General features: G+C 69.5%; 24 protein-coding genes. 17 read left to right on the plus strand and 7 right to left on the minus strand.

Features of this window, described 5'->3' with window-relative positions:
* Entirely contained in the window at positions 1-2,232 is a 2,232-nt protein-coding gene (locus E3O42_RS17880) for an Ig-like domain-containing protein (protein ID WP_166787869.1), read from the minus strand.
* 272 nt (positions 2,233-2,504) lie between these two features.
* Here E3O42_RS17880 and E3O42_RS02035 point away from each other — a divergent pair, with 272 nt between their 5' ends.
* The 4 genes from E3O42_RS02035 to E3O42_RS02050 are packed head-to-tail and all read left to right on the plus strand — an operon-like array spanning position 2,505 to position 7,127.
* A complete protein-coding gene (locus E3O42_RS02035) occupies positions 2,505-3,125 on the plus strand; it encodes a TetR/AcrR family transcriptional regulator (protein WP_166787870.1) in 621 nt (206 codons plus the stop codon).
* Positions 3,122-4,369 (plus strand): alanine racemase, encoded by a 1,248-nt coding sequence (locus E3O42_RS02040; protein ID WP_134452276.1) that lies wholly within the window; start codon positions 3,122-3,124, stop codon positions 4,367-4,369. The genes E3O42_RS02035 and E3O42_RS02040 overlap by 4 nt, the downstream gene beginning before the upstream one ends.
* Positions 4,366-5,676, plus strand: coding sequence for a D-arabinono-1,4-lactone oxidase (locus E3O42_RS02045; protein ID WP_134452277.1), 1,311 nt, complete (start codon positions 4,366-4,368; stop codon positions 5,674-5,676). Before E3O42_RS02040 ends, E3O42_RS02045 begins: the two co-directional genes overlap by 4 nt.
* Positions 5,673-7,127, plus strand: a complete 1,455-nt coding sequence (locus tag E3O42_RS02050) for a glycoside hydrolase family 1 protein (RefSeq protein ID WP_134452278.1) — start codon at positions 5,673-5,675, stop codon at positions 7,125-7,127. The genes E3O42_RS02045 and E3O42_RS02050 overlap by 4 nt, the downstream gene beginning before the upstream one ends.
* 83 nt (positions 7,128-7,210) lie before the next feature.
* Here E3O42_RS02050 and E3O42_RS02055 read toward each other — a convergent pair whose 3' ends face one another.
* Positions 7,211-7,945: an ABC transporter permease gene (locus E3O42_RS02055; protein ID WP_134452279.1), complete on the minus strand. Its 735-nt coding sequence runs from the start codon at positions 7,943-7,945 to the stop codon at positions 7,211-7,213.
* Entirely contained in the window at positions 7,942-8,664 is a 723-nt protein-coding gene (locus E3O42_RS02060) for an ABC transporter ATP-binding protein (protein WP_134452280.1), read from the minus strand. Before E3O42_RS02060 ends, E3O42_RS02055 begins: the two co-directional genes overlap by 4 nt.
* A gap of 148 nt (positions 8,665-8,812) precedes the next feature.
* Between E3O42_RS02060 and E3O42_RS02065 the strand changes: the two genes are divergently transcribed.
* Both E3O42_RS02065 and E3O42_RS02070 read left to right on the plus strand, forming a co-directional pair.
* Positions 8,813-9,379, plus strand: a complete 567-nt coding sequence (locus E3O42_RS02065; protein ID WP_134452281.1) for a LemA family protein — start codon at positions 8,813-8,815, stop codon at positions 9,377-9,379.
* A 21-nt stretch (positions 9,380-9,400) separates the two neighbouring features.
* On the plus strand, positions 9,401-10,285 hold the full coding sequence (locus E3O42_RS02070) for a M48 family metalloprotease (protein WP_134452282.1): 885 nt from the start codon (positions 9,401-9,403) through the stop codon (positions 10,283-10,285).
* Between the two features lie 13 nt (positions 10,286-10,298).
* On the opposite strand, the gene E3O42_RS02075 is transcribed toward E3O42_RS02070, so the two are convergent.
* Positions 10,299-11,510 (minus strand): winged helix-turn-helix domain-containing protein, encoded by a 1,212-nt coding sequence (locus tag E3O42_RS02075; protein ID WP_134452283.1) that lies wholly within the window; start codon positions 11,508-11,510, stop codon positions 10,299-10,301.
* 141 nt (positions 11,511-11,651) lie between these two features.
* Between E3O42_RS02075 and E3O42_RS02080 the strand changes: the two genes are divergently transcribed.
* The 6 genes from E3O42_RS02080 to ilvA are packed head-to-tail and all read left to right on the plus strand — an operon-like array spanning position 11,652 to position 18,237.
* Positions 11,652-12,791: an ABC transporter substrate-binding protein gene (locus E3O42_RS02080; RefSeq protein WP_134452284.1), complete on the plus strand. Its 1,140-nt coding sequence runs from the start codon at positions 11,652-11,654 to the stop codon at positions 12,789-12,791.
* A 7-nt stretch (positions 12,792-12,798) separates the two neighbouring features.
* Entirely contained in the window at positions 12,799-13,641 is an 843-nt protein-coding gene (locus E3O42_RS02085; protein ID WP_134452285.1) for an ABC transporter permease, read from the plus strand.
* Entirely contained in the window at positions 13,638-14,510 is an 873-nt protein-coding gene (locus E3O42_RS02090; RefSeq protein WP_134452286.1) for an ABC transporter permease, read from the plus strand. Before E3O42_RS02085 ends, E3O42_RS02090 begins: the two co-directional genes overlap by 4 nt.
* Positions 14,507-15,670 carry an ABC transporter ATP-binding protein gene (locus E3O42_RS02095; protein WP_134452287.1) on the plus strand — a complete coding sequence of 388 codons (1,164 nt, stop codon included), beginning with the start codon at positions 14,507-14,509 and terminating at the stop codon, positions 15,668-15,670. Before E3O42_RS02090 ends, E3O42_RS02095 begins: the two co-directional genes overlap by 4 nt.
* 9 nt (positions 15,671-15,679) lie before the next feature.
* The gene (locus tag E3O42_RS02100; RefSeq protein ID WP_134452288.1) at positions 15,680-16,984 is read left to right on the plus strand and encodes an AI-2E family transporter; all 1,305 of its coding nucleotides are present in this window, start codon (positions 15,680-15,682) and stop codon (positions 16,982-16,984) included.
* Positions 16,981-18,237 (plus strand): threonine ammonia-lyase, encoded by a 1,257-nt coding sequence (ilvA, locus tag E3O42_RS02105; protein WP_134452289.1) that lies wholly within the window; start codon positions 16,981-16,983, stop codon positions 18,235-18,237. The genes E3O42_RS02100 and ilvA overlap by 4 nt, the downstream gene beginning before the upstream one ends.
* Positions 18,238-18,293: 56 nt before the next feature.
* Here the strand turns inward: ilvA and greA are convergent, their stop codons facing one another.
* Both greA and E3O42_RS02115 read right to left on the minus strand, forming a co-directional pair.
* A complete protein-coding gene (gene greA, locus E3O42_RS02110; RefSeq protein WP_134452290.1) occupies positions 18,294-18,782 on the minus strand; it encodes a transcription elongation factor GreA in 489 nt (162 codons plus the stop codon).
* Between the two features lie 152 nt (positions 18,783-18,934).
* Positions 18,935-19,330 (minus strand): DUF4307 domain-containing protein, encoded by a 396-nt coding sequence (locus tag E3O42_RS02115; RefSeq protein ID WP_166787871.1) that lies wholly within the window; start codon positions 19,328-19,330, stop codon positions 18,935-18,937.
* Positions 19,331-19,406: 76 nt separating this feature from the next.
* On the opposite strand from E3O42_RS02115, the gene mca reads away from it, so the two are divergent.
* Together mca and E3O42_RS02125 are read left to right on the plus strand one after the other, a co-directional pair.
* Positions 19,407-20,270: a mycothiol conjugate amidase Mca gene (mca, locus tag E3O42_RS02120; RefSeq protein WP_174844207.1), complete on the plus strand. Its 864-nt coding sequence runs from the start codon at positions 19,407-19,409 to the stop codon at positions 20,268-20,270.
* On the plus strand, positions 20,267-20,515 hold the full coding sequence (locus E3O42_RS02125; RefSeq protein ID WP_134452292.1) for a hypothetical protein: 249 nt from the start codon (positions 20,267-20,269) through the stop codon (positions 20,513-20,515). The genes mca and E3O42_RS02125 overlap by 4 nt, the downstream gene beginning before the upstream one ends.
* Positions 20,516-20,519: 4 nt before the next feature.
* Here E3O42_RS02125 and trhA read toward each other — a convergent pair whose 3' ends face one another.
* A complete protein-coding gene (gene trhA / locus E3O42_RS02130; RefSeq protein WP_104167099.1) occupies positions 20,520-21,221 on the minus strand; it encodes a PAQR family membrane homeostasis protein TrhA in 702 nt (233 codons plus the stop codon).
* 76 nt (positions 21,222-21,297) lie between these two features.
* On the opposite strand from trhA, the gene E3O42_RS02135 reads away from it, so the two are divergent.
* The 3 genes from E3O42_RS02135 (at position 21,298) to E3O42_RS02145 (ending at position 24,773) form a co-directional block, all read left to right on the plus strand.
* On the plus strand, positions 21,298-22,077 hold the full coding sequence (locus E3O42_RS02135; RefSeq protein WP_134452293.1) for an isoprenyl transferase: 780 nt from the start codon (positions 21,298-21,300) through the stop codon (positions 22,075-22,077).
* Complete coding sequence (locus E3O42_RS02140; protein WP_241984572.1) at positions 22,074-23,222, plus strand: aminotransferase class V-fold PLP-dependent enzyme; 1,149 nt, start codon at positions 22,074-22,076, stop codon at positions 23,220-23,222. The genes E3O42_RS02135 and E3O42_RS02140 overlap by 4 nt, the downstream gene beginning before the upstream one ends.
* 201 nt (positions 23,223-23,423) lie before the next feature.
* Positions 23,424-24,773, plus strand: coding sequence for a PhoH family protein (locus E3O42_RS02145; RefSeq protein ID WP_174844208.1), 1,350 nt, complete (start codon positions 23,424-23,426; stop codon positions 24,771-24,773).
* Positions 24,774-24,806 lie beyond the last annotated feature (33 nt).

Below are 24,806 nucleotides of genomic sequence, written 5' to 3' on the forward strand. Positions count from 1 at the left end.
TTAGCGCCGGGTGGGGAGCACGAAGCGCTGCCAGGCCCAGGCGGTCACGCTGAGGACAGCGAAGCCGACCGCCACGAACCACAGCAGCATCGCCGTGCCGTTGCCCGTCCAGCGCGGGAGCATGGGCGAGAGCAGGGTGAACAGGGTCAGGAAGGCCGGCACCGTGAGGGCGGCCCAGATCGGCGGTGACCAGGCGAGGATGCTGCGTCCGCTGGTGTTGCCGATCGGGATGAGCACGAGCACGGCAGAGCCGATCGACGCCAGCACGACGGTGTTCGCGACCTCCGCGGCCAGGGCGCTGAGGAACCCGTCGGCCACCGGCAGGGTGCCGACGACGAGCAAGGCGGCCAGTCCCAGGCCGAACAGGCTGCCGGCCCGGATGGCGGCCAGCTGGCCGCGTTGGGCCGCGCCGGGCCCTGAGCCCACGACGACGCTGCCCAGCAGGCCGAAGAGCAGGGCCGGCTGCAACTCGAACAGCCTGGAGGCGAGCGCGGTGACGGCGACGAACGCGAGATAACGCGGCAGGATCGTCGTGGTCACGTCGACGTGCAGTGCCCTGGACCCCCACCACTGCGGCACCAGGGTGGCCACGGCGTTCACCACCACGAGGGCGAGAGTCACGGCCAGCAGGAGCCTGAGGTACGCCGGTGTGGCGGATACGGGGCCGGACAGTAGCACCAACACGGCGGCAGCGGCGACGGTGCCCCCGTACACGACCCACCGGTTGACCAGCAGGGTCGGGGCGACGTCGAATTCCTCACCGGCGCGGTTGCGGCCGGCGAGCCGGTGGCCGCGAAAGACAGGTCGACCGTTTCGGGCCCTGGTGACGGTGCCGGCCAGCAGCCGGGCGGGAACGACGAGCAGCAGCAGGGCGCCCAGGGTGAGCATCGCCGCCTGCAGCCACGGGAACTGCTCCACCGTCCAGGGCGGGATCACCGCGGTGCTGAACTGGGTGGGGTCGTTCCAGCCGCCCGGCACGGTCAGCTCTGGCGGGGCGGCTCCGGCCTGTTCGTCGCCGTCCTCCGGGACGGCCGGAAGCGGGGTGGGTGAGGCGCTGCCCGGCGTCGCCGAAGGGGTCGGCTGTGCCGTCGCCGTGGGGGCAGGCACCACGGGCGGGGCGGCCGTCGGCGTCGGTGCCCCTGTCGGTGTCGCTATCGGCGTCGGAGCCACGGAACCGAAGGTCACCCGGACCGCGGGGCTGCCGGCGCTCACGTTGCCGGCGGCATCCTGCTGCACAGCGCGCAGGTTGTACGCGCCGTTCGCGACGCCCGACCCTGTGCACGACCAGGTGCCGCCGGACACGACGGCGCTGCAGACCGAGTAGGCACCGGCGAAGACCGTGACGGTGGCCCCGTTCTCGCCCTGCCCGTAGAACGGCCCCGCGGCGGTCGCCAGGGTGGCATCGGCGACGGGATTCACTACGACGGGAGCGGCCGGGGCGTCGACGTCGAAGGTCAGGCTGACCGGCTCGCTCGCCCTCGACGACTCCGGTGCGCTGAACGGGGTCTGCTGGGAGGCGGTGATCTGCTCTGCCCCGCTCAGCACGGCGCCCTGCATCTGGCAGGCCCACGCCCCGGATGCGTCGACGGTGAATGAGCAGCTCGCTCCGGCGGCGAGGGTGGCGGTGACCATGGCGCCGGGGTAGCCGGTGCCGCGGACGATACCGTTCGAGGAGGCCTGGCCGGTCGAGCCGCCCGTTACCGTTGGGGGCTGGAGCACCCGCACGGTGTGGGCAGCCGCGAGGCTGGAATTCCCGGTCACCACGGCCTGCAAGCCGACGGCGGGCCCGCTGGGCAACGCCACCCCCTGGCACTGCCAGGTAGACGAGCCGTCGATGGTGACGACGCAGAGCGGAGCGCCGCCGGTGGGGGAGAACAACGTGATCTCCTGCCCGGGGTCGCGGGTGCCGGTGACGGTGGTGCTCCCGGCCACGAAGGCGTTGGCGCCCGGGCTGTCGATGGTGGGCGCGGCGGGAGCCGGCGCGGGCGATTCCGACGGTGCCGGCGCCTCCGACGGCGCCAGCGATTCAGATGGTGACGGGGAGGTGTCTGGGGTGCCGGTTTCGGTGGGCGCGGGTTCGGTCGGGGGAGCAGGTGCCGTCTCGGTGACGATCGCCGAGGCCATCGGGGCGGTGCCGGCCGCCGAAGCCGGCGTGGCCGCGCCGGCGAGCGGACCGATGATCACGGCACCGAGGAGGGCGGCGAGGAGGATGCCCAACGGTGCTACGCGCATCCCCGTGGGTCGCCGAAGGCCCCGACCGGTTCGAGTATTCGATCCGTGTGCGCTGGAACGGTGTGACGTGAGCAATGGTCTCCCTCAGACCATTCCATGGGCGATGGCCCGGAATGTCAATGTGGCGCGCCCGGCCGACCCGATCCCGACGGATTTGTCGTGTCCGCTTGATCGTCCGCGCCCCTGGCCAACGAGCGGTCCGATACGCCATACTGTGCACTGGGTCAACTGCCCCACTATTCGACGTTGATGACGCAGGACGAGGTGACCAGGTGACACGCATCCCCGCCGTGGACCGGCGCAGCGCCCTGGTGCGCGCCGCGTTACGGGTCGTCGCCGACCGGGGCGTGGCCCAGGCCACGACTCGAGCGATCGTCGCAGAGGCCGGGATGTCGCTGGCGAGCTTCCACTACGCCTTCCAGAGCCGCGATGAGCTGATGGTCGAACTCATCAGGCATGTCGTGGACGAGGAAGCCACCGCCGTGCTGCCCGAGCCGCCCATCGGGGAAGCCCACGAGCAGCGCGGGCGCGAGTCGCTGCGTCAGATCCTGCGCGACGGACTGCAGCGCTACGCCGATCACCTCAGCCGCGACCCCCTGAGAGAAAAGGCCATGCTCGAACTCACCCAGTACGCCCTCAGGTCCCCGGAGCTGCACCACCTGGCCGTGGCGCAATACGAGCGCTACCACGCCCTTGCGGCGGAGGCGCTGGACGACGCGGCCCGGCAGAGCGGCTCGGTCTGGCTGCGTCCCGTCGGCGAGGTGGCGCGTCTGCTGGTCTCCCTCACCGACGGCATCACCATCGCCTGGCTGGTGGACCGGAACGAGCGTGCCACGGCGAACCTGCTCGATTTCGCCGCGGACTCCGTGGCCGCGTTGGGCCGCCCAGCATGAGCCTCGACCTCTCCCTGCTGCCGACCGGCGCCGCGGATGCCGCACCGTGGCTCAGTCCGCAGGAGTACTGGCCGGGCCTGACCGAGGCCACCAGGGGCCTGGACACCCCGGTGGGCGCGCTGCACCTGGGGGCGCTGCGGCACAACACCCACGACATGCTCGGCCGCGCCCAGGGCACCACGATCCGGGTGGCCAGCAAGTCGCTGCGGGTGCGAGGCGTGCTCGACGCCGTGCTGGCGCTGCCCGGTTACCGCGGCGTGCTCGCCTTCACCCTGGCCGAGGCGCTGTGGCTCGCCCAGACCCACGACGACATCGTGGTCGGCTATCCCAGCGTCGACAGGGCGGCGATCGAGACGCTGGCCCGTTCGGCCGACCTGGCCGCCCGGGTGACCCTGATGGTGGATTCGATCGACCACCTCGACGTCGTCGACGCCGTGATCGCGCCGTCGCAGCGTGCGCGCATCCGGGTCTGCCTCGAACTGGACGCGTCCTGGAACGCGCCGGTGCTCGGCCACCTGGGGGTGTGGCGCTCGCCCGTGCACACCCCGGAGGACGCCAGGGCGCTGGCCGTGGCCATCGTCTCCCGGCCCGGCTTCGAGCTGGTCGGGCTGATGGCGTACGAGGCGCAGATCGCCGGTCTCGGCGACCGGCCGGAAGGCCACCCGCTGCAGGGCGGGCTGAACCGGTGGGTGCGCACCCGGTCGATCGTCGACATCACCGCCCGGCGCGCAGCGGCCGTGGCCGCCGTGCGGCAGATCGCCGACCTCGAATTCGTCAACGGCGGCGGCACCGGTTCGCTGGAGAGCACCCACGCCGACACCTCGGTGACCGACATCGCTGCCGGCAGCGGTTTCTTCGGCGGCCACCTCTTCGACAGCTACTCGGGCTTCCGGCCGGCCCCGGCCGCCGCGTTCGCCCTCTCGGTGGTGCGGAAGCCCACCGCCTCGACGGCGGCCATGCTCGGCGGCGGCTGGATCGCCTCCGGGCCGCCGGGGGCGGACCGCTCACCGCGCCTGGTCTGGCCGGAGGGGCTGCGCCTGGTGCCCCGCGAGATGGCCGGGGAGGTGCAATCTCCGGTCACCGGGACCGCCGCCGCCGACCTGCGGGTGGGCGAGCGAGTCTGGCTGCGGCACACCAAGTCCGGCGAGCTCAGCGAACACCTCAACGAATTCGCGTTGGTCGAGAACGGTATCGTGGTCGATATGCTGCCGACCTACCGAGGCGAAGGCAAGGCCTTCCTGTGACGGCCAGCGGCGCGCGCTGGCACAACTGGGCGCGCAGCGAGTCCATCGTGCCGGCCAGGGTGGAGCGGCCGACCAGCGCGGACGCCGCGCAACGCGCCGTGCTCGCCGCCGTGAAGTCGGGCGTCAGGATCAAGGCCGTCGGTGCCGGACACAGCTTCTCGGGCATCGCGGTTACCCCGGGTGTGCAACTCGACCTGGCCTGGGGCGGGCTGATCGCGGTCGACGAGGCCGCCGCCCGGGTGACCCTCGCCGCCGGCACCCGCCTGCACCAACTGCCCGCGCTCCTGGCGCCTTACGGGCTCGCCCTGGAGAATATGGGCGACATCGACAGGCAGACCATCGCCGGCGCCACCTCCACGGGCACGCACGGCACCGGCGGCGGCTTCGCCGGCCTCTCCGCCCAGATCGTCGCCGTCACCCTGGTCATCGGCGACGGCTCGGTGCTGCGCGTCAGCGAGAGCGAGAATCCCGAGCTGCTTCCCGCGGTGCGACTGGGACTCGGTGCCCTGGGCATCCTCGTGGACCTCACCATCCAGTGCGTGCCGGCCTACCTGCTGCACGCTGTCGACGCGCCGGAGCCGATCGAGGCCGTCCTGGATGGCTACCTCGAGCGCAGCGCTTCGGCCGACCATTTCGAGTTCTACTGGTTCCCGCACACCGAGACCGCCCTCACCAAGACCAACACCCGGCTGCCGCCGCGCACCGGCCGGGTGCCGCTGCGGCGGCTGAACCGCTGGGTCGAGGACGAGCTGCTCGGCAACGGGGTCTACCGCGCCACCTGCGCGGCTGGCCTGGCCATACCGCCGCTGGTGCCCCGGATGAACCGCCTCGCCGAACGGCTCACCGGCAGCCGTGACTTCACCGACCATTCGCACAAGGTCTTCGTCACGAACCGGTCGGTGCGGTTCCACGAGATGGAGTACGCGCTGCCGCGGGACGCGGTGCCTGAGGCGCTGCGCGAGGTGCGCGCCCTCATCCAGAAGCGCGGGTGGCGCATCTCCTTCCCCCTCGAGGTGCGCTCCGCCGCGGCCGACGACATCTGGCTCTCCACCGGCTACGGCCGGGACACCGGTTTCATCGCCGTGCACCGGTACTACCGGGAGAACCCGAGAAGCTACTTCGCCGATGTCGAGGCGATTATGCGCGCGCACGACGGACGCCCACACTGGGGGAAGATGCACAACCTGGACGCGGACGCGTTCCGCCAGGTCTACCCGCGCTTCGACGACTTCCTCGCCGCGCGGGACCGGCTCGACCCGGAGCGTCGTTTCACCAACCGTTACCTGGAAAGAGTCCTCGGCAGATGAGCAGCAACACCCCGGCGTCCCGCGCCTGGCAGCACCGGGCCGCCGAACTGGGCGACCGGCTCCCCACCGGCTTCCAGATCGGAACGGCCACCTCGGCCTTCCAGATCGAGGGCGGCGCCCGCGACGGCGGCCGCGGCGAATCCAGCTGGGACGCCTTCACCCGCGAGCCCGGGCGCATCCTGGACGGCCAGAACGCGTCGGTCGCCGCCGACCACGTGGGCAAGCTGACAGAGGACGTCACCCTGCTGCGCGAACTGGGCGCAGACAGCTACCGATTCTCCTTCGCCTGGCCGCGACTGCAGCCCGACGGCCGGGGATCGCTCAATCGTTCCGGTCTGGCGTTCTACGATCGGCTGCTCGACCAGTTGCTCGGCAACTCCATCAGCCCGATGGCCACCCTCTCGCACTGGGACACGCCCGCGGCGCTTCGCGGCGGCTGGCTGAACCGGGACACCGCGATGAGGTTCGGCGACTACGCCCACCAGATGGGAGAGGTCTTCGGCGACCGCATCGACCGGTGGGTCACCATCGCCGATCCGGCGACGGTGATGTTCAACGGTTATATGATCGGCGTGCACGCCCCTGGCCAGGCTCTGCTGTTCGACGCGCTGCCGGCCGGCCACCACCAGCTGCTCGCCCACGGCCTCGCCGTGCAGGGGCTGCGCGCCGCCGACGTGCGCGGCCGGATCGGCCTCGCCAACGTGCATTCGCCGGTGCAGCCCGCCACGGACCGGGAGGCCGACCGCGACGCCGCGGCCCTCTTCGACCTGCTGCACAACCGGCTCTTCGCCGACCCGGTGCTGCTCGGCCGCTACCCGGACCCCGTCGGGGTGTTCGAGAACGAGCTGCGGTACCTGCACGAGATCGAGCCGGACGACCTGCGCACCATCCACCAGCCGCTGGACTTCTACGGCGTGGACTACTTCCAGCCCAGCCGGGTGGCGGCCGGGCCGGCCAAGCCGGTGCGCGTGCCCGACGACCGGCCCGACGAGGAACGCCCGATGATCAGCCGGCTGCCGTTCCACCTCACCCCCTTCCGCGAGCATCCGGTCACCGGGTTCGGCTGGCCGAACGCACCCGAGTACCTGCCGGTGCTGCTCGCTGAGCTGCGGGACCGCTACGCCGCGGCCCTGCCCCCGGTCTACCTCACCGCGGGTGGCGCGAGCTATCCCGACCGAACGGATGCGCACGGCGCGGTGACTGATCTGGCGCGCATCGACTACCTGGCCGAGCACTTGGTGGCGGCCGTGGACGCCGTCGCCCCCGGAGGGCCCGCCGAGGGCGTGAACCTCCTCGGCTACCTGGTCTGGTCGCTGCTGGACGGCTTCGAGTGGGCCGCCGGCTACACCCAACGCTTCGGCCTGGTCTACGTCGACTTCACCGACCCCACCCGCCCCCGCACCCCCAAGCTCTCCTATACCTGGCTCCAGCAGGTCCTCAGCTCCCGCTAAACCCGCCCACACCTCCCGCGAACTGTGAGTTAAGCACCTAAAACGAGCCCGTGATGGTGCTTAGCTCACAGTTCGCGGAGGGGCTAGGGGGTTCTGCGGCGCAGGGTGAGGGAAGCCAACACCACCGCGCCGGCTATCCAGGCCAGGATGACGAGAAGCTCGCCGACCACGTAAGCGTCGTCGTGGCTTCCGGTGGCCACTGCGGTGAGGGCGTCGATGGCATGCGAGAGCGGCAGCGCGTCCCCGATCGCCTGCAGCACCGCCGGCAACTGGTCGCGGGGCAGGAAGATGCCGCCGAGCAGGATCTGCGGGAAAACCAGCAGCGGCATGAACTGCACGACCTGGAATTCAGTGCGGGCGAAGGCGCTCGCGAGCAGGCCGAGGGTGGTGCCGAGCACGGCGTCCGCGACCGCGACGGCCACCAGCAGCCAGATCGATCCGGCGATGCTCAGCCCGCAGACCGTGACGGCGAACAGCACCGCGATGCTGGACTGCAGCACCGCCAGCAGCCCGAATGCCAGCGTGTACCCGAGGATCAGGTCGCCGCGGCCCAGCGGCATCGACAGCAACCGCTCGAGGGTGCCGGTGCGGCGCTCCCGCAGGGTGGTGATGCTGGTGACCAGGAACATCACGATGAACGGGAACAGGGCGATCATCGCCGGTCCCACGGTCTCGAACACCGCCGTGTCGGAGAAGATCCAGGCCACCAGACCGATCAGCAGGCTCGGCACGATCAACAGCAGCACGACGGTGCGCGGGTCGTGCCGGATCTGGGTGAGGACCCGGCCGGCGGTGGCGAGAGTGCGTGACACGTTCATTCGCGCTCCTCGATGAGGGTGAGGAAGGCGGCCTCGATGTCCGTGGTGCCGGTGGCCGCGAGCAGCCCATCCGGGGTGTCGTCGGCGAGGACCTCACCTCCGCGCATGAGCAGCAGCCTGTCGCAGCGGGCCGCCTCGTCCATCACGTGGCTGGACACCAGGAGGCTTGTTCCCCCGGCCGCGAGGCGGTGGAACAGCGCCCACAGGTCACGTCGCAGCACCGGATCCAGGCCCACGGTGGGTTCGTCGAGCACCAGCAGCTCCGGAGAGCCGAGCAGCGCCACGGCCAGCGACACCCGGCTGCGCTGCCCGCCGGAGAGCGACCCGGTCAGCTGCCCCGCATTGGGGCCGAGGTCCGTCGCCTCGAGAACCCGGCCAACGTCGGCACGGCCGGCGCCGAGCACGGCCCGGAAATAGTCCAGGTTCTGCCGCACGGTCAGGTCGTCGTAGACGCTCGCCTCCTGGGTCACGTAGCCCACCCGCCGGCGCAGGGATGCGCTGCCGGCCGGCTGGCCGAACACCGACACCGATCCCGACTGCACGACCTGCACCCCGACGATGGCGCGCATCAGGGTGGTCTTGCCCGATCCGCTCGGGCCGATCAGGCCCACGACGAGCCCGGCGGGGATGGTGAGGGACAGCGCGTCCAACACCTTCCGGGAGCCGCGCCGCGCGTGCAGGTCGGACACCGAGACGGCCGGCTCGACAAAGTGTTCCATGCCAGCATTATTCGCCGGTCAGCGGCCAAAGTCACGCCCTTCGTGAGGTGATTCCTTGGAGTGTTATGGGAAGCACATGGGAGCCCCAGCGTGCCTCGTTATGATGGGGCTCTCATCACCACAGGTTCAATCGCAAGGAGACGTCGCCATGGAATGGCTCATCCCGGTCCTCATCGTTGTCGTGATTGTGGCGATCGCGGGTATCTATCTGTGGGCGACCTACAACTCGCTCATCACCCTCAAGGTGCGAGTGGATGAGGCGTGGAGCGACATCACCGTGCAGCTCAAGCGTCGTGCGGACCTCATCCCCAACCTCATCGAGACGGTCAAGGGCTATGCCGCCCACGAGAAGTCGGTCTTCGAGAACGTGACCAAGGCGCGCGCCGAGACCCTCTCCGCCCAGGGCCCGGTGGATGCCGCCGCGGCCGAGAACCACATGCAGACCGCACTGAAGAGCATCTTCGCCGTCGCCGAGGCCTACCCTCAACTGCAGGCCAGCCAGAACTACCTGCAGTTGCAGGGTGAGCTGGTCGACACCGAAGACAAGATCCAGGCCTCGCGCCGGTTCTACAACGGTGGCGTACGCGAACTGAACACCAAGATCCAGGTCTTCCCGAACCACCTGTTCGCGAAGAACCTCGGCTTCAGCCAGCGCGAGTTCTTCGAGGTCAGCGACGCCGCGGCCATCGCCGAACCGCCCCGCGTGCAGTTCTAGCGACACCACCGAAGAGGACCCATGTATAGCGCGATCGCGCGAAATAAGCGCAACACCGTCTTCATCATCGTGTTGTTCGTGTTGATCATCTCCGGGCTCGGCTGGCTCGCCGGCGTCGCCTACGGTGTGCAGGGCCCCGGCGTGCTCATCCTCACCCTGGTGATCGCCGGCGGCTACGCGCTCATCCAGTACTTCGCGGCGGGCCGCCAGTCGATCGCCATGAGCGGCGGCATCCGGGTGAACAGCGTCACCGATCACCCCCGGCTCTGGCGCATCGTGGAGAACCTGTCGATCACCACGGGCACACCGATGCCCGAGGTGTACATCATCAACGACCCGGCGCCCAACGCCTTCGCAACCGGCCGTGACCCCAAGCACGCCATCGTGGCCGCCACCACCGGCCTGCTCGACATCATGGACGACGCCGAGCTGGAGGGCGTCATGGCCCACGAGATCGGGCACGTGCGCAACTACGACATCCGCGTCTCGATGATCGTGTTCGGCCTGGTCGTGGCTGTCGGCTTCATCTCGGACATCTTCCTGCGGATGGCGTTCTTCGGCCGAGGCAACAACAACAACGGCAACCCCATCGTGCTGGTGTTCGGCCTCGTCGCCATGATCGTGGCGCCGCTGATCGCCTCGGTCGTGCAGCTGGCCGTGTCGCGTCAGCGCGAGTACCTGGCGGATGCCACCGGCGCGCTCACCACCCGGCAGCCGGATGCCCTGGCCAGCGCCCTGGCCAAGCTGGGCGAGTACGGCCGGCCGATGCGCAAGCAGAACACCTCGATGGCGCACCTGTGGATCGCCGACCCGCTCAAGCCCGGCGTGATGGGCAAGCTCTTCGCCACCCACCCGCCGCTGACCGAGCGCATCGAGCGCTTGCACGCGATGGGCAGCACGTTCTAGAGCACCGAACGGGCTAGCGGGCGAGCTCGGCGGCCAGACCGGCGGCAAGGGTGCCGCGGGGGACCACCTCGATGTCGGACAGGCCCTGCCAGGCCGCGGTGCTGCGGAGCACCTCGGCCAGCCGTGCGGCGGTGTCGGCGGGCGCTGTGGGCTCGGCCCAGCTGGCCTGCACCCGCAGCACCCCGGCCTGCCTGTCGTTCTTGAGGTCGACGCGGCCCACGATGGTGTCGCCGAGCAGCACCGGCAACACGTAGTAGCCGAACTGCCGCTTTTCCTGTGGCGTGTAGATCTCGATGCGGTAGTGGAAGTCGAACAGCCGCTCTGCCCGCGCCCGCTCCCAGACCACCGGGTCGAACGGGCTGAGCACGGCCGCGGCATCCATGCGGCGGGGCAGCCGGGCGTCCCGGTGCAGCCAGGCGGCGCCGGCGGCCCCGCCCCGGCCCCAACCGGGAACCTCAACCGGGATGAGCTCACCCGCATCCTCGAGCTCGGCGATGGCTACTCGGGTGGGTTCGGTGCGCAACCGGAAGTAGTCGGCCAGGTCTTTCACCGTGCCGATGCCGTGTGCCAGGGCCGCCTGATTGATGAGGGCACGGTGGGCGTCGGCGGCCGGCACCTCCCGGTCGAGCAGGTCGGTCGGGAAGACGTGCTCGGGCAGGGCGTAAACCCTCTCGAACCGCTGGCGACCGCCGCTGACCACGTCGCCCCAGCGGAATAGGGTCTCCAGGCCGATCTTCACGTCCGACCAGCCCCACCAGGGGCCGCTGCGCTTGTTGGCGTCGTGCTCGATCGCGCTGGCGCGCATCGGGCCGTTGGCGGCCAGCTCGGCCCGCAGCCAGGCCAACATGGGGGCGTTCTCCTGCGACCAGTGGGCGTCGTCGGCGGCTGCCCTGTCACGGAAGGCCTGCATCCGCCAGCGGAACAGCGGCCAGTCCTCCACCGGGATCAGCGACGCCTCATGCACCCAGTACTCGGTCAGGCGGGGACTCGCGCCGCTCGAGAGCCGGTCGAGCTGCGCCTTGTCGTAGGGGCCGAGGCGGCTGAACGCCGGCACGTAGTGGCTGCGCTCGAACACGTTCACCGAGTCGATCTGCAACAGGCCGAGCCGCTCCACTAGCGCACCGAGCTGACGGATCCCTGGCGCGGCCGCCGGGACCGGGCGGCCGAAACCCTGTGCGGCGAGTGCGACACGGCGGGCGAGGGCGGGGGAGATCGTCTGGAGCACGCCTCGACCCTACCGGCGGCCGGCGACATCCGACGTTCACGGCGTGTTCAACCCCACGGCTCACGCACGCCACCCACCGCTTCTAGTCTCGCAGCGAACGGTACACCCCGTCATTACCCTGCTCTCTCATACGGAGGACCCTTGCTTACAACCCGCACCCTGGCCGCTTCCATCGCCGCGACCGCCATCGTCGCCCTCACCCTCACTGGCTGCGCGGGCGGCGCCGCCGAGGCGACCGGTACCGACGGCTCCGTCGACGCGGCCACCGCGACCAGCATCTCCGCCTTCGGCGACCTGGCCGCCCTCGAGGCCGCCGCAAACGCGGAGGGCGCCCTGAACGTCATCGCCCTCCCGCGCGACTGGGCCAACTACGGCGCCGTGCTGGACCTCTTCGCCGAGACGTACCCCGACATCACCATCACGGAGGCCGCCCCCGACGGTTCCAGCGCCGAGGAGATCCAGGCGGCAGAGAACCTGGCCGGCCAGGACACCGCCCCAGACGTCTTCGACCTCGGCCTGGCCGTGGCCCTCTCCAGCACCGACCAGTTCGCCCCGTACCAGGTGGCCACCTGGTCCGAGATCCCCGACGCGCTGAAGGAGGAGAGCGGCCTGTACGTGGGCGACTATGGCGGATACATGGCCGTCGGCTACGACCCCGACGCCGTTCCCGCACCGGAGAACCTGGCCGATCTTCTCGGCGCGGAGTACAAGGGCAAGGTCGCCATCAACGGCGACCCGACCCAGGCCGGCGCGGCCTTCGCCGCCGTCGGCATGGCCGCCGTGCAGAACGACGGTTCCGTCGACGATTTCCAGGCCGGCATCGACTTCTTCAGCGACCTCAACGCCGCAGGGAACTTCGTGAAGGTCGACCCGACCCCGGCCACCATCGCGTCGGGTGAAACCCCCGTCGTGTTCGACTGGGACTACCTCAACCTGGGCTACGGCGCCCAGCTGGAGGGCGAGCGCAACTGGGAGGTCGTGGTCTTCCCCGGTACCGGATACGCCGGCTACTACAACCAGGCGATCAACAAGGATGCCCCGCACCCCGCGGCCGCCCGCCTCTGGCAGGAGTTCCTCTACAGCGACGACGCCCAGAACCTCTGGCTCGCCGGTGGCGCCCGCCCCGCACGCGCCGACGCCATGGCAGAGGCCGGCACCATCGACGCCGACCTGTTCGACGCCCTGCCCGCCGTGCCGGACACCACCGTGGTCCCCACCGCCGACCAGAGCACGGCAGCGGCCACGCTCCTCGGCGAGAAGTGGGCCGCGGCTGTCCAGTAGATTCCGTGTGCCGGCAGCAGCCTTCGGGCTGCTGCCGTTCGCGGTCTACGTGCTGCTCTTCCTGGCCCTGCCGACCCTGATCGCGGTCGGCACCGGCTTTCTCGGCAATGATGGCGGCTTCACCCTCGACACCGTCGCTGCGCTCGGCGACCCCGTGGTCCTGGCCGCCTTCGGCAGCTCGATCTGGTTGTCGGCCCTCACCGCGATCATCGGCGCCGTCGTGGGCGCCCTGGTCTGCTACGCCCTCCTCGGTGCCCGCCCCGACGGGGCGTTGCGTTCCACCGTCGACTCGCTCAGCAGCGTGATCGCCCAGTTCGGCGGCGCCATGCTCGCCTTCGCGTTCACGGCGACCATCGGCATCCAGGGCATGGTCACCCTGCTGCTGCAGGAGCGCCTGGGCATCGACATCTTCGCCGACGGCGTCTGGCTCTACGAACTGCCCGGCCTGGTGCTGCCGTACATCTACTTTCAGGTGCCCCTCATGATCATCACTTTCATGCCGGCGCTCGCGTCGCTCAAGCCGACCTGGGCGGAGGCCAACGCCACCCTCGGCGGCACCGCGCGCACCTACTGGCTGCGTATCGGCCTGCCGGTGCTGGCGCCGTCGTTCCTGGGCAGCCTGCTGCTCCTGTTCGCCAACGCATTCTCGTCGTACGCCACGGCCGCCACCCTCACCAGCCAGGGCGCGCAGATCGTCCCCCTGCAGATCCGGTCGGCGCTGACCAGCGAGACCATGCTCGGCCGGGAGAACCTTGCCGGTGCGCTGGCCCTGGGCATGATCCTCGTGATGACCGTCGTGATGATCGGCTACTCCCGTCTGCAGTCCCGTGCCGCGAGGTGGCAACGATGACGGCCGGCATCGGCACGGCTCGCGGCGTGGCCCACGCGCCCGGCCGGCTCACCCGGATGCTGATCCTCGGCGGGGTCGGCCTGGTCTTCGCGGTGCCGATCCTCGCCATGATCGAGTTCACCCTGCGGCGTGGCCTGGTCGGCGGCTACGACTTCCAACGGTGGATCGAGCTGTTCCAGAACGGCCTGACCGGTGAGTACGCCCCGATTCTGGCGGCCCTGGTCAACTCGGTGGGCCTGGCCGTCGGCACCGTCGCGATCGTGCTCGTGCTGCTGGTGCCGACGATGCTGCTCGTGCACATCCGGTTCCCGCGCCTCCGCCGCACGCTGGAGATCCTCTGCATCCTGCCCATCTCGATCCCCGCCATCGTCCTCGTGGTGGGTCTGGCCCCGGTGTTCAGCGTGCTGGCCCGGTACGTGGGCAGCGGTGTCTGGACGCTGGCGTTCGCGTACGGCATCACCGTGCTGCCGTTCGCCTACCGGGCGATCCAGTCCAACCTGGACGGCGTGGACGTGCGCACGCTCAGCGAGGCGGCGCGTACCCTCGGCGCCGGCTGGGCCGGCGTATTGCTGCGGGTGCTCGTGCCGAACCTCCGCCGCGGCATCCTGGCCGGCGCGTTCATCGCCGTGGCCGTGGTTCTGGGCGAGTTCACCATCGCGTCGCTGCTGAGCCGGGTCAACCTGCAGACCGCGCTCGTGGTGGTGAGCAAGAACGACCCGTACAGCGCCGTGATCCTCTCGCTGCTGGCGCTGTTCGTGGCGTTCCTGCTGCTCCTCGCCATTGGCCGGCTCGGCACCGAACGTCGCCGGCCGGCGCGCGCATTCACCCCCACCCCGACCACCTCGACCTCCGGCGGAGACCAGTCATGAGTCACACCGAAACGCCCTCAGCGCAGCCTACGGCGCGGCCAACGGCGCAGCCCGGAACCGGCTCGGTCGTCGTGTTCGCCGGGGTGGCCAAGCGGTACGGCACCCACCTGGCGCTGACCGCATTCGACCTCACCCTGCAGGCCGGCGAACTCGTGGCCCTGCTCGGTCCCAGCGGCAGCGGCAAGACCACGGCGCTACGGGTGCTGGCGGGCCTGGAGAGCACCGACGACGGACGCATCCTGATCAACGGCGACGACGTCTCCGGCCTGCCGACCAGCCGCCGTGACATGGGCATGGTGTTCCAGTCCTACTCGCTGTTCCCGCACCTGAGCGCGGGCGAGAACGTCGAGTTCGGGCTGCGGATGCGCCGGGTGCCGGCCGCAGAGCGCCGCGAGCGTGCCGCGGCGGCCCTGGCGCTCGTGGGCCTGGACGCCCACTACGGCCGGTTCGCGCACGAGCTCTCCGGCGGCCAGCAGCAACGTGTTGCCCTGGCCAGGGCGCTGGTCACCCGGCCCAGGGTGCTGCTGCTGGACGAGCCGCTCTCGGCGCTGGACGCCAAGGTGCGTGTGCAACTGCGCGATGAGATCCGGCGTATCCAGACCGAACTGGGCATCACGACCCTGTTCGTGACCCACGACCAGGATGAGGCCCTCGCGGTCGCCGACAGGGTCGCGGTGATGCGGGACGGCCGGATCGAGCAGGTGGGCACGCCGGAGGAGCTCTACACTCGGCCGGCGACCCCGTTCATCGCGGACTTCGTGGGGCTCAGCAACCGGCTGCCCGGGGTGGTGCGGCACGGCTTCGCCCGGGTGCACGGGGTGGTCCTGCCGCTGCTGGATCCGTCACACGCGGATGGCCCGGTGCGGGTCTACGTGCGCCAGGAAGACCTGACGCTGGTCCCGGCCGGGCAGCCAGGTGACGCCTCGTCGAACACGAGCCCGGCCGGTACGAGCCTGGCCGGTACGAGCCCCGCCGGTACGAGCCTGGCGGGGACGGTGCTGCTCTCCAGCTTCCTCGGCTCGTTGCGTCGCACGAGCGTGCAGCTAGATCAGGGCGGCACCGTCGTGGTGCAGCACGACGTCCGCGACCGGCACGAGCCGGGCGCGGCAGTGGTGGTGCGCTTTGCCGGCGCCCCTGTGCCGGTGGAAGCAGCGATCTAGACTGGTTCGGTGAGCACACCCACGGGAAGACCCGGCTGGTTCGGCCGCCGGCGCAAAGTTCGAACGACCCCCGCGGTCGCACCGATCACGGCGGTCCTCACGCCAGTGCAGCCGGAGATCAACGGTGTGGACGAGAACCTCCCGGCGGGCATCCGCCTGGCCGGCGCCTGGGCGTGGCGCCTGCTCGTGATCGCCGCCGCGATCGCCGTGCTGCTGTACGTGATCGTGCAGCTGCGCTTCATCGTGATCCCGTTGCTCGTGGCCGTGCTGGTGTCCGCCCTGCTCGTTCCCCTGGTCGGCTTCCTCACCCGGCACCGCTGGCCCAAGGGCATCGCCGTGGCGACGGCGCTGGTCGGCACCCTCGCGGTGATCGCCGGCCTCGTCACGCTGGCCGTCACCCAGATCGCGGCCGGTTCAGTGGGGCTGAGCGCCCGGTTCGCCGCGTCGTACGCGAACCTCAAGGAGAGCCTGGCGGCATCGCCGTTGCAGCTGAGCAACGCCGAGATCAACGGCTATCTCAGCCAGGCCGTCGACGCCCTCCAGGCGGACAGCCAGATCTTCATCAGCGGGGCGCTGTCGCTGGGGTCGTCGCTGGGGCATCTGGCCACCGGGGCGCTGCTCACCCTGTTCAGCCTGCTGTTCATCCTCATCGACGGTGCGGGCATCTGGAACTGGATCGTCAAGATCTTCCCGCGGCGGGCCAGGCCGGCCGTCGCCGGCGCCGGCGCCGCCGGCTGGAGAACGCTGGGCAACTTCGCCAGGGTGCAGATCCTGGTCGCCACGATCGACGCCATCGGCATCGGCGCCGGAGCCGCGATCCTGGGCGTGCCGATGGCCATCCCGATCGGCGTGCTGGTCTTCCTGGGCTCATTCATCCCTATCGTCGGCGCCGTGGCCACCGGCGCCGTGGCCGTGCTGATCGCGCTGGTCTTCAACGACTGGTTCGTGGCGTTGCTGATGCTTGGGGTGGTGCTGCTCGTGCAGCAGATCGAAGGCCACGTGCTGCAGCCGCTGATAATGGGCACCGCCGTCAAGGTGCATCCGCTCGGCGTGGTGCTGGTCGTCGCGGCCGGTGCGCTGCTGGCCGGCATCGCCGGCGCCCTGTTCGCGGTTCCCGTCGCGGCCGTGCTGAACGTTATGATCAGCTACATCCACAGCGGTGCCTGGCGCGGGGGAGTGCCGCCGGCGGGAGCTGCGTCCGGCTCCATTCTGTGGCAGACGATTCCGCAGCGGCCGGGTTTCCGGCAGCCGCGCACTGTCGCCGTCACCGAGAGCACCGCCACCCAGAGCAGAGTACGAGAGACCCGTCCATGACAGACACCCCCGCAGTTCTCGCCGGCGCAGTTCTTGCCGGCCCCACCCTGGATGACTTCGAGACCGCCCGCACCGTGGTCTCGCGGGTGGCCGATGTCACGCCGATGGAAAGCTCCCGCTACCTCTCGGCGATCCTCGGCGCACCGGTCTTCCTCAAATGCGAAAACCTGCAGCGCACCGGGTCGTACAAGATCCGCGGCGCGTACAACCGGTTGTCCAAACTCACCGACGAGGAAAAGGCCCGCGGCGTCGTCGCGGCCTCCGCCGGCAACCACGCCCAGGGGGTGGCCTTCGCTGCCCGGGAGCTCGGCATCGAAGCCACCATCTTCATGCCCGTCGGCGTCGCCCTGCCCAAGCTGCAAGCCACCCGCGACTACGGCGCCCAGGTGATCCTGCGCGGGCACACCGTCGCGGAGCCCCTCCTGGCCGCCGCGGAGTACGCCCGCGAGACCGGCGCGGTCCTGATTCCCCCGTTCGACCACCCGGATGTCGTGGCCGGCGCCGGCACCCTCGGCCTCGAGATCCTCGAGCAGATGCCCGACCTCGAAACCGTGATCGTGCCGATCGGCGGCGGTGGGCTCACCTCCGGCATGGCCAGTGTGCTCAAGCAGTACTCGGCACGTCATCATCGTCGGATCCGGGTCATCGGCGTGCAGTCGGAGAACGCGGCGGCGTACCCGCCCTCTCTCGCCGCGGGGGAGGCCCTTGCGATCGACATCACCCCCACCATGGCCGACGGCATCGCCGTGGCCAAACCCGGCCTGCTGAACTTCGCCATCATCCGTGACGCCGTCGACGAGATCGTCACCGTCAGCGAAGACGATATGGCCCGGGCGATCCTCGTGCTCCTCGAACGCGCCAAGCTCGTCGTCGAGCCGGCCGGCGCCGTCTCGGTTGCCGCGATCCTGGCCGGCAAGATCTCCGACACCGGCCGCACCGTGGCGGTGCTCTCGGGCGGCAACATCGACCCGCTTCTCATGCAGCGCGTGATCAGCCACGGTCTGGCGGCATCCGGCCGGTACCTCAAGCTGCGGATTATGCTGCCCGACCGCCCCGGCCAGCTCGCCCGCATCTCAGAGCTGCTCGCTGAGGCGCACGCCAACGTCATCGAGGTGTTGCACACCCGCCACGGCGCCGGCCTGCAGATCAGCGAGGTTGAGCTGGACATCAGCGTCGAGACCCGCGGCCCCGAGCACCGCCAGCACGTCGTCGACACCCTGCGCGCCGCCGGGTACGATCCCCGCACCGACTAGGGCGCACGAAAAAAGGCCGGCTGCGATGCAGCCGGCCGTTCGTTCGTGTGCGGCAGTTAGCCGGTGAAGGTCTCCACGAGGCGGATCTCCACGGCGATCTGCTTGCCGTTGGGGGTCTCGTAGCTCGTCTTCGCGCCGACCTTGAGCCCGATGATGGCTTCGCCCAGGGGGCTCTTCTCGCTGTAGACGTCCAGGTCGCTGTCGCCGGCGATCTCACGGCTGCCGATGAGGAAGCGGCTCTCGTCACCGGCGATGGTGGCGGTGATGACGGTGCCGGGCTCGACGACGCCCTTGCTTTCGGGGGCGTGGCCCACCTCGGCGGTGCGCAGCAGCAGCGTCAGGGTGCGGATGCGGGCCTCCATCTTGCCCTGCTCCTCCTTGGCGGCGTGGTAGCCGGCGTTCTCCTTGAGGTCGCCCTCGGAGCGTGCGGACTCGATCTTGTTGGCGATGTCCACCCGAGCGACGGTGCTGAGAGTGTCCAGCTCCGCAGCGAGGCGGTCATAGGCCTCCTGGGTTAGCCAGGTGACCGAGGTTTCGGTAGTCATGGTTCTCTCCTTCTCGTGCTGATCGGTGGTGCGCCGGCAGATAGTGCGCCGATGGTGCCGCGGAGCGGCCGTTCGTCGCTGTGTAGGCCACGACACAGCAGGTCACGACATACAGCGGACGCCCCGACTTCTGTCAGGGCGAATACATCAGTCTAGGTCAACCAGCAGCGGTAAATCAATCCGGTGTTGCTCAGCTCCGTCGTGTTCACGATCTCGGTGAACGAGCGGGTGTAGTCGGTGGACGGTGCCAGGTCGATGACCTTCCAGCCCACCACAGTGAACGTCTCGTTGAGCGCCTGCACAGCGCAGCTGGCGGCGGTGTCCGTGGGCAGCGACACCTCGAAGGTCACACTGATGCTGTTCTCGTCGATGATCTGGTGCCTGGTGTCCCTGGCTTCGATCGCGGGGCCCGCGCCGTCCAGTCCCGCCCAGACGACCCAGCCGGTGAGGATCAGGGCGAAGGCGCCGGCGACGACCCACAACACGCGGCGGTCGCGGCGGGTGCTGCCGGGGGTTCGCCCATAGCGTTCGTCGAGGTTGCTGCTCACGGCCACTCAGACTCCACACTCACGGTTCAACGATTAGGCTTGTACCTTAGGTTAGCTGGCATTTCTGAGGAGTTTCATGACCCTGCGGCTCTTGGCAGTGCACGCCCATCCCGACGACGAGTCGAGCAAGGGCGCCGCGACGTATGCGCACTATCGAAGCCTCGGAGCCGAGGTGCTTATCGTGAGTTGCACCGGCGGTGAACGGGGCAGCATCCTCAACGACGAGCTTGCCAACGTGGCCATGGCCGAGCGCGACCTCGCCGGCCTCCGCCGCCGGGAAATGGCGGCGGCCCAGAAGGCGATGGGCATCCAGCACCGCTGGCTGGGCTACCAGGATTCCGGCATGGCCGACGACGGCGGGGTGCCGAAGAACTCCTTCGCCGACGTGCCGCTGGAGTACTCGGCCGAACCCCTGGTGCGCATCATCCGCGACTTCCGTCCCCAGGTGCTCATCACCTACGACGAGAACGGCGGCTACCCGCACCCCGACCACATCCGCTGCCACGAGGTCTCCCTCGAAGCTTTCCGCGCCGCGGCCGACACCGAACGGTACCCGGATGCCGGCGCGCCGTGGCAGATCGACAAGCTCTACTACGACCGCATCTTCAACCTCGAGCGCATGGACGCCATGTACCTCGAGCTGAGCGTCACCGAACCGGACTCCGACCTGCTCGAGCCGCTGGCCAGCGCTCGGGAACGGATGAGCGAGTACCCGAACCTGGCCACGACGCACGTGCCGATCGGAGACTTCCTGGAGGTGCGCGATGAGGCCCTCAAGTCGCATGCCAGCCAGGTGTCGCCCACGAGCAGCTTCTTCTTCTGGCCCAACGACATGGTGCGCAAGGCCTGGCCATACGAGGACTTCCAACTCATCGAATCGAAAGTTGACACTGACATGCCCGAATCCGATCTCTTCAGTGGTGTGAGGGACGACGCATGAGCGGCGTGTTCTCGCCCTTGGCCGGCTTCATCCTGTCCAACACCCCGCCCCCCGAGTTCAACCCGGACACCGTCACACCGGGCCCCTGGGGCTTCTTCGCGATCTTTTTCGTCGCCGCCGTGACCCTGCTGCTGGGTATGGACCTGGCCCGGCGCATCCGCCGCACCACCTACCGCGCCGAGATGCAGGAACGGTTGCAGGCCGAGGTCGCCGAACGCGACGCGAAGAAAACTCCCGAGGAGTAGCGCCCTACGGGTACAGCGGATGCGTGGCGATGATCAGGATCGCGAACCAGTGGCAGAGGAACGCCACCACGGTGAGTGAGTGGAAGATCTCGTGGAATCCGAACACCCCGGGGATCGGGTTGGGCTTCTTGAGACCGTAGACGACGGCGCCGACGGAGTAGCAGAGCCCGCCGACCATGATCAGTGTCATCATCAGGGCGTCGGCCTGGAAGAAGTCGACGATGAACATCAGCGCGCCCCAACCCAGCGCGAGGTAGAGCGGCACGTACAGCCAGCGCGGAGCGTTGATCCAGAACACCCGGAACGCGATGCCGAGGATTGCGCCGCCCCAGACCAGCGACAGCAGCAGCACGGCCTTGTCCGGCGGCAGTGCCAGCACCGTGATGGGCGTGTACGACCCGGCGATCAGCAGGAAGATGTTGGCGTGGTCGATGCGCTTGAGCACCATGCGGGTGCGCGGCTGCCAGTTGAACCGGTGGTACAGCGCCGAATTGCCGAACAGGAGCATCGAGCTGGCCACGAAAACGGCCGAACTCCACTTGGCGGCCGGGCCGTCGGCCGCGGCCAGCAGAATGATGCCGGCGACGATGGTGACCGGGAACGTGCCGGCGTGGATCCAGCCCCGCCAGGTGGGCTTTTCGGGAACCGGATGCTCGATCTCGTCCTCGAGGAGGGGGAGATTCGGGATGTCGTCCGTAGAGGCCATGCTGTCAGGATACGGCAGCGCCGAGGGGCGCGCGGCGCGAACGGGGGTCGGATTGAGCTAGCGTAACTGTGTGCAGATGCGGCAATTCTCCCTCGGACGCGGGCTCCTCTACAGGGTCTACCAGCGTCGGCTGCGTCGCGGGCTGACCGCCGCGGTCCTGCCGCGGCACGTGGCCATGATCATCGACGGCAACCGCCGGTGGGCCAAGCAGCTCGGCTACGACTCCGCCGCCCACGGCCACCGGGCCGGAGCCGCGAAGATGCGCGAATTCCTGGAATGGTGCGACGATCTCGGTATCTCCGTCGTCACGCTGTACCTGCTCTCCGCCGACAATCTCACCCAGCGTCCGACCGAGGAACTCGATGCCCTCTTCGAGATCATCGCGGACCTCGCCGAGGACCTGTCGCACTACCGTGACTGGAAGGTGCAGCAGGTCGGTTCGAAGAAGTGCCTGCCCGGCCCGCTCGAGGGCGCCCTGACCGCCGCGGAGGCCCGCACGCAGGCCAACACAGGCCTGCACGTGAACCTCGCCGTCGGCTACGGCGGCCGCACCGAGATCACCGACGCGATGCGCAGCATCGTCGCCACCCACCACGCCCACGGCGGCACCCTCGAAGACCTCGCCGAGACCCTCACCCCCGAGCTCATCGGGCAGCACCTGTACACGGGCGGCCAGCCCGACCCCGACCTCGTCATCCGCACCTCGGGGGAGCAGCGCCTCAGCGACTTCATGCTCTGGCAGAGCGCGCACAGCGAGTTCTATTTCGTCGAGGCCCTCGGCCCCGACCTGCGCCAGGTCGACTTCCTGCGGGCCCTGCGCGACTTCGCCAAACGGCACCGCAGGTTCGGCGGGTGAGCGCGGCCGACACGCCCCTCGCCACCTACCTGGACGGCTTTTCCGAAGACCCCGGCTACCTGGACTACGGCCGCATCGGCCCGGTGTCCAGCGCCGTCGCGGCCGAAACGCGCGGCCAGACCGAGATCCTGGCCAGGGCCAGGTTCGGCAGCCTCGGCCACTTCGGCGAGCAGGACCTGCGGATGCGCCATGCCGTTGCCGCCGTCACCGGGTTCAGGGCCGACCAGATCGTGTCCCAGCCGAACACCAGCATGGGTCTGATGCACGCCATGTTCGGACTGACCGGTGACGTGCTGCTCTCGCCGGCGGACTTCCCGAGCTTGCCGTTCGCGGCCAGCCGTGCCGCGGAGGCCCTGCACGTGGCGACGCCGCTGTGGCTCACGGCCGCCGGCAGCGAGAACAGTGCGGGGCACGTCACGCCCGGCCAGGTGCGGGACCAGCTGACACCGACCACCGTCGCGGTCGCCGTCAGCCTCGTCGATTCCCGTACCGGCTTCAGGGTCGACCTGGAGGGCATCCGGCAGGTGATCGGCGACAGGCTGCTCATCGTCGACGCCATCCAGGGCTTCGGGGCGGTGGACGCCGCCTACGAGGTGGCCGATGTCGTCGTCTCCGGCGGCCAGAAATGGGTCAGGGCCGGCTGGGGCACCGGCTTCCTCGCCCTGAGCGACCGCGCCGTGGAACGGCTCACCCCGGTCGTGTCGGGTTTCACCGGCACCGAGTTTGTCGAACCCTGGGACGAGGTGCCGCCGCCGGCGCATGCGGCGTCGGCGTTCCGGGTGACCAACGGGGACGGCCCTGCCCAGGCCCGGTTCGCGACGGCGCTCGAGGAGATCCAGGCCGCGGGCCTGCCCGCGATCGAGGCCCTCGTCTGCGCCAATGTGGAACGATTGATCGACCTGGCCGACCAGTTCGCCATCCCGGTGCTCTCCGCCAGGGACGTCAGGGAACGAGCCGGCCTGGTGGTGCTCGCGCCGCCCGCTGAGCGCCTCACCGCGTTCGGTGCCGCTCTGCACAACCACGGAGTGACCGTCACGACCCGCGGCGGCACGGTGCGGCTCAGCGCGCACGCGCACCTCGCCGACGAGACCGTGGACATGCTGCGCGGCGCCTTCACGGCGTACTCAGCCACCGACGCGTACTGACCCCGCCGGCCACCGTGCGACGAACGTTAACGTCTCATGACGTTGGGCGTGTCGTTTTTCCAATTCCCAGCCAGTGGACGTACGTTCAACACATCAGGTACGGCACCTGATCGAGACGGCCACATAAGTACGGCTCGAGAAAAAAGCTAGTGGTCGCTCGCCAAACGAATCCGCACCCTCGGGTGCGGGGTGGGAGTGGTTGTGACCGCTAATCGAACCGACTACCTGAGCGCGGACCAGAGCGTCACAGGGGTCGACCAATCCGAGCGCACCTTCGTACTGGACACCTCGGTGCTGCTATCGGATCCCAAGGCGATCTTCAGGTTTGCCGAGCATTCCGTGGTTCTGCCCGTGGTGGTGATCACCGAACTGGAGTCCAAGCGCAACGACCCGGAGATCGGTTACTTCGCCCGGCAGGCGCTGCGCTACCTCGACGAACTGCGGGTCAAGCACGAACGGCTCGACTTCGCCATCCCGGTGGGGGAGGGCGGCAGCCTGCGGGTCGAGTTGAATCACTCGAACATGTCGGTGCTGCCTTCCGGGCTGCAACTGGGCGACAACGACTCGCGCATCCTGGCGGTGGCCATGAATCTGGCCAATGACGGACTCGCCGTCACCGTCGTGTCCAAGGACCTGCCGCTGCGCGTGAAGGCCGCCTCGATCGGCCTGGCCGCCGATGAGTACCGGCACGAGTTGGCAGTGGACTCAGGCTGGACGGGCATGGATGAGATCACCCTGAGCTCCACCCAGGTGAACGACCTCTACGAGAAGGAGAGCCTGTCGACCCGGCTGGTGCAGGACATGCCGATCAACACCGGCCTGGTGATCCACTCCGACCGCGGCTCGGCTCTCGGCCGGGTCACGGGCCGCGGCGAACTGCGCCTGGTGCGCGGGGACCGGGACCTGTTCGGCCTGCACGGCCGGTCGGCCGAGCAACGCCTGGCGATCGACCTGCTGCTGGACCCGGAGATCGGCATCCTGTCGTTGGGAGGTCGAGCGGGGACGGGGAAGTCGGCGCTCGCCCTCTGCGCGGGCCTGGAGGCCGTGCTGGAACGTCAGCAGCATCGCAAGATCATGGTGTTCCGGCCGCTATACGCCGTGGGCGGCCAGGAACTCGGCTACCTGCCCGGTGACGCGCAGGAGAAGATGGGCCCGTGGGGCCAGGCCGTGTTCGACACCCTCGGCGCGCTGGTGTCGGAGAACGTGCTCGAGGAGGTCGTCGAACGCGGCATCCTCGAGGTGCTGCCGCTCACCCACATCCGCGGCCGGTCGTTGCACGACGCCTTCGTGATCGTCGACGAGGCGCAGTCGCTGGAGCGGAACGTGCTGCTCACGGTGCTCAGCCGGATCGGGCAGAACTCCAGGGTGGTGCTCACCCACGATGTGGCCCAGCGCGACAACCTGCGGGTGGGCCGCTTCGACGGTGTCGCGTCGGTGATCGAGACGCTGAAGGGGCATCCGCTCTTCGCCCACATGACGCTGACCCGGTCCGAGCGCAGCGCCATCGCCGCCCTCGTCACCGAGATGCTGGAGGGCAACGAGCTGAGTTGAAAAAGGGGCGAACCGGGTGCGTCAGCATCCGGT

It is taken from the genome of Cryobacterium adonitolivorans (assembly GCF_004402695.1).
Classification (GTDB): domain Bacteria; phylum Actinomycetota; class Actinomycetes; order Actinomycetales; family Microbacteriaceae; genus Cryobacterium; species Cryobacterium adonitolivorans.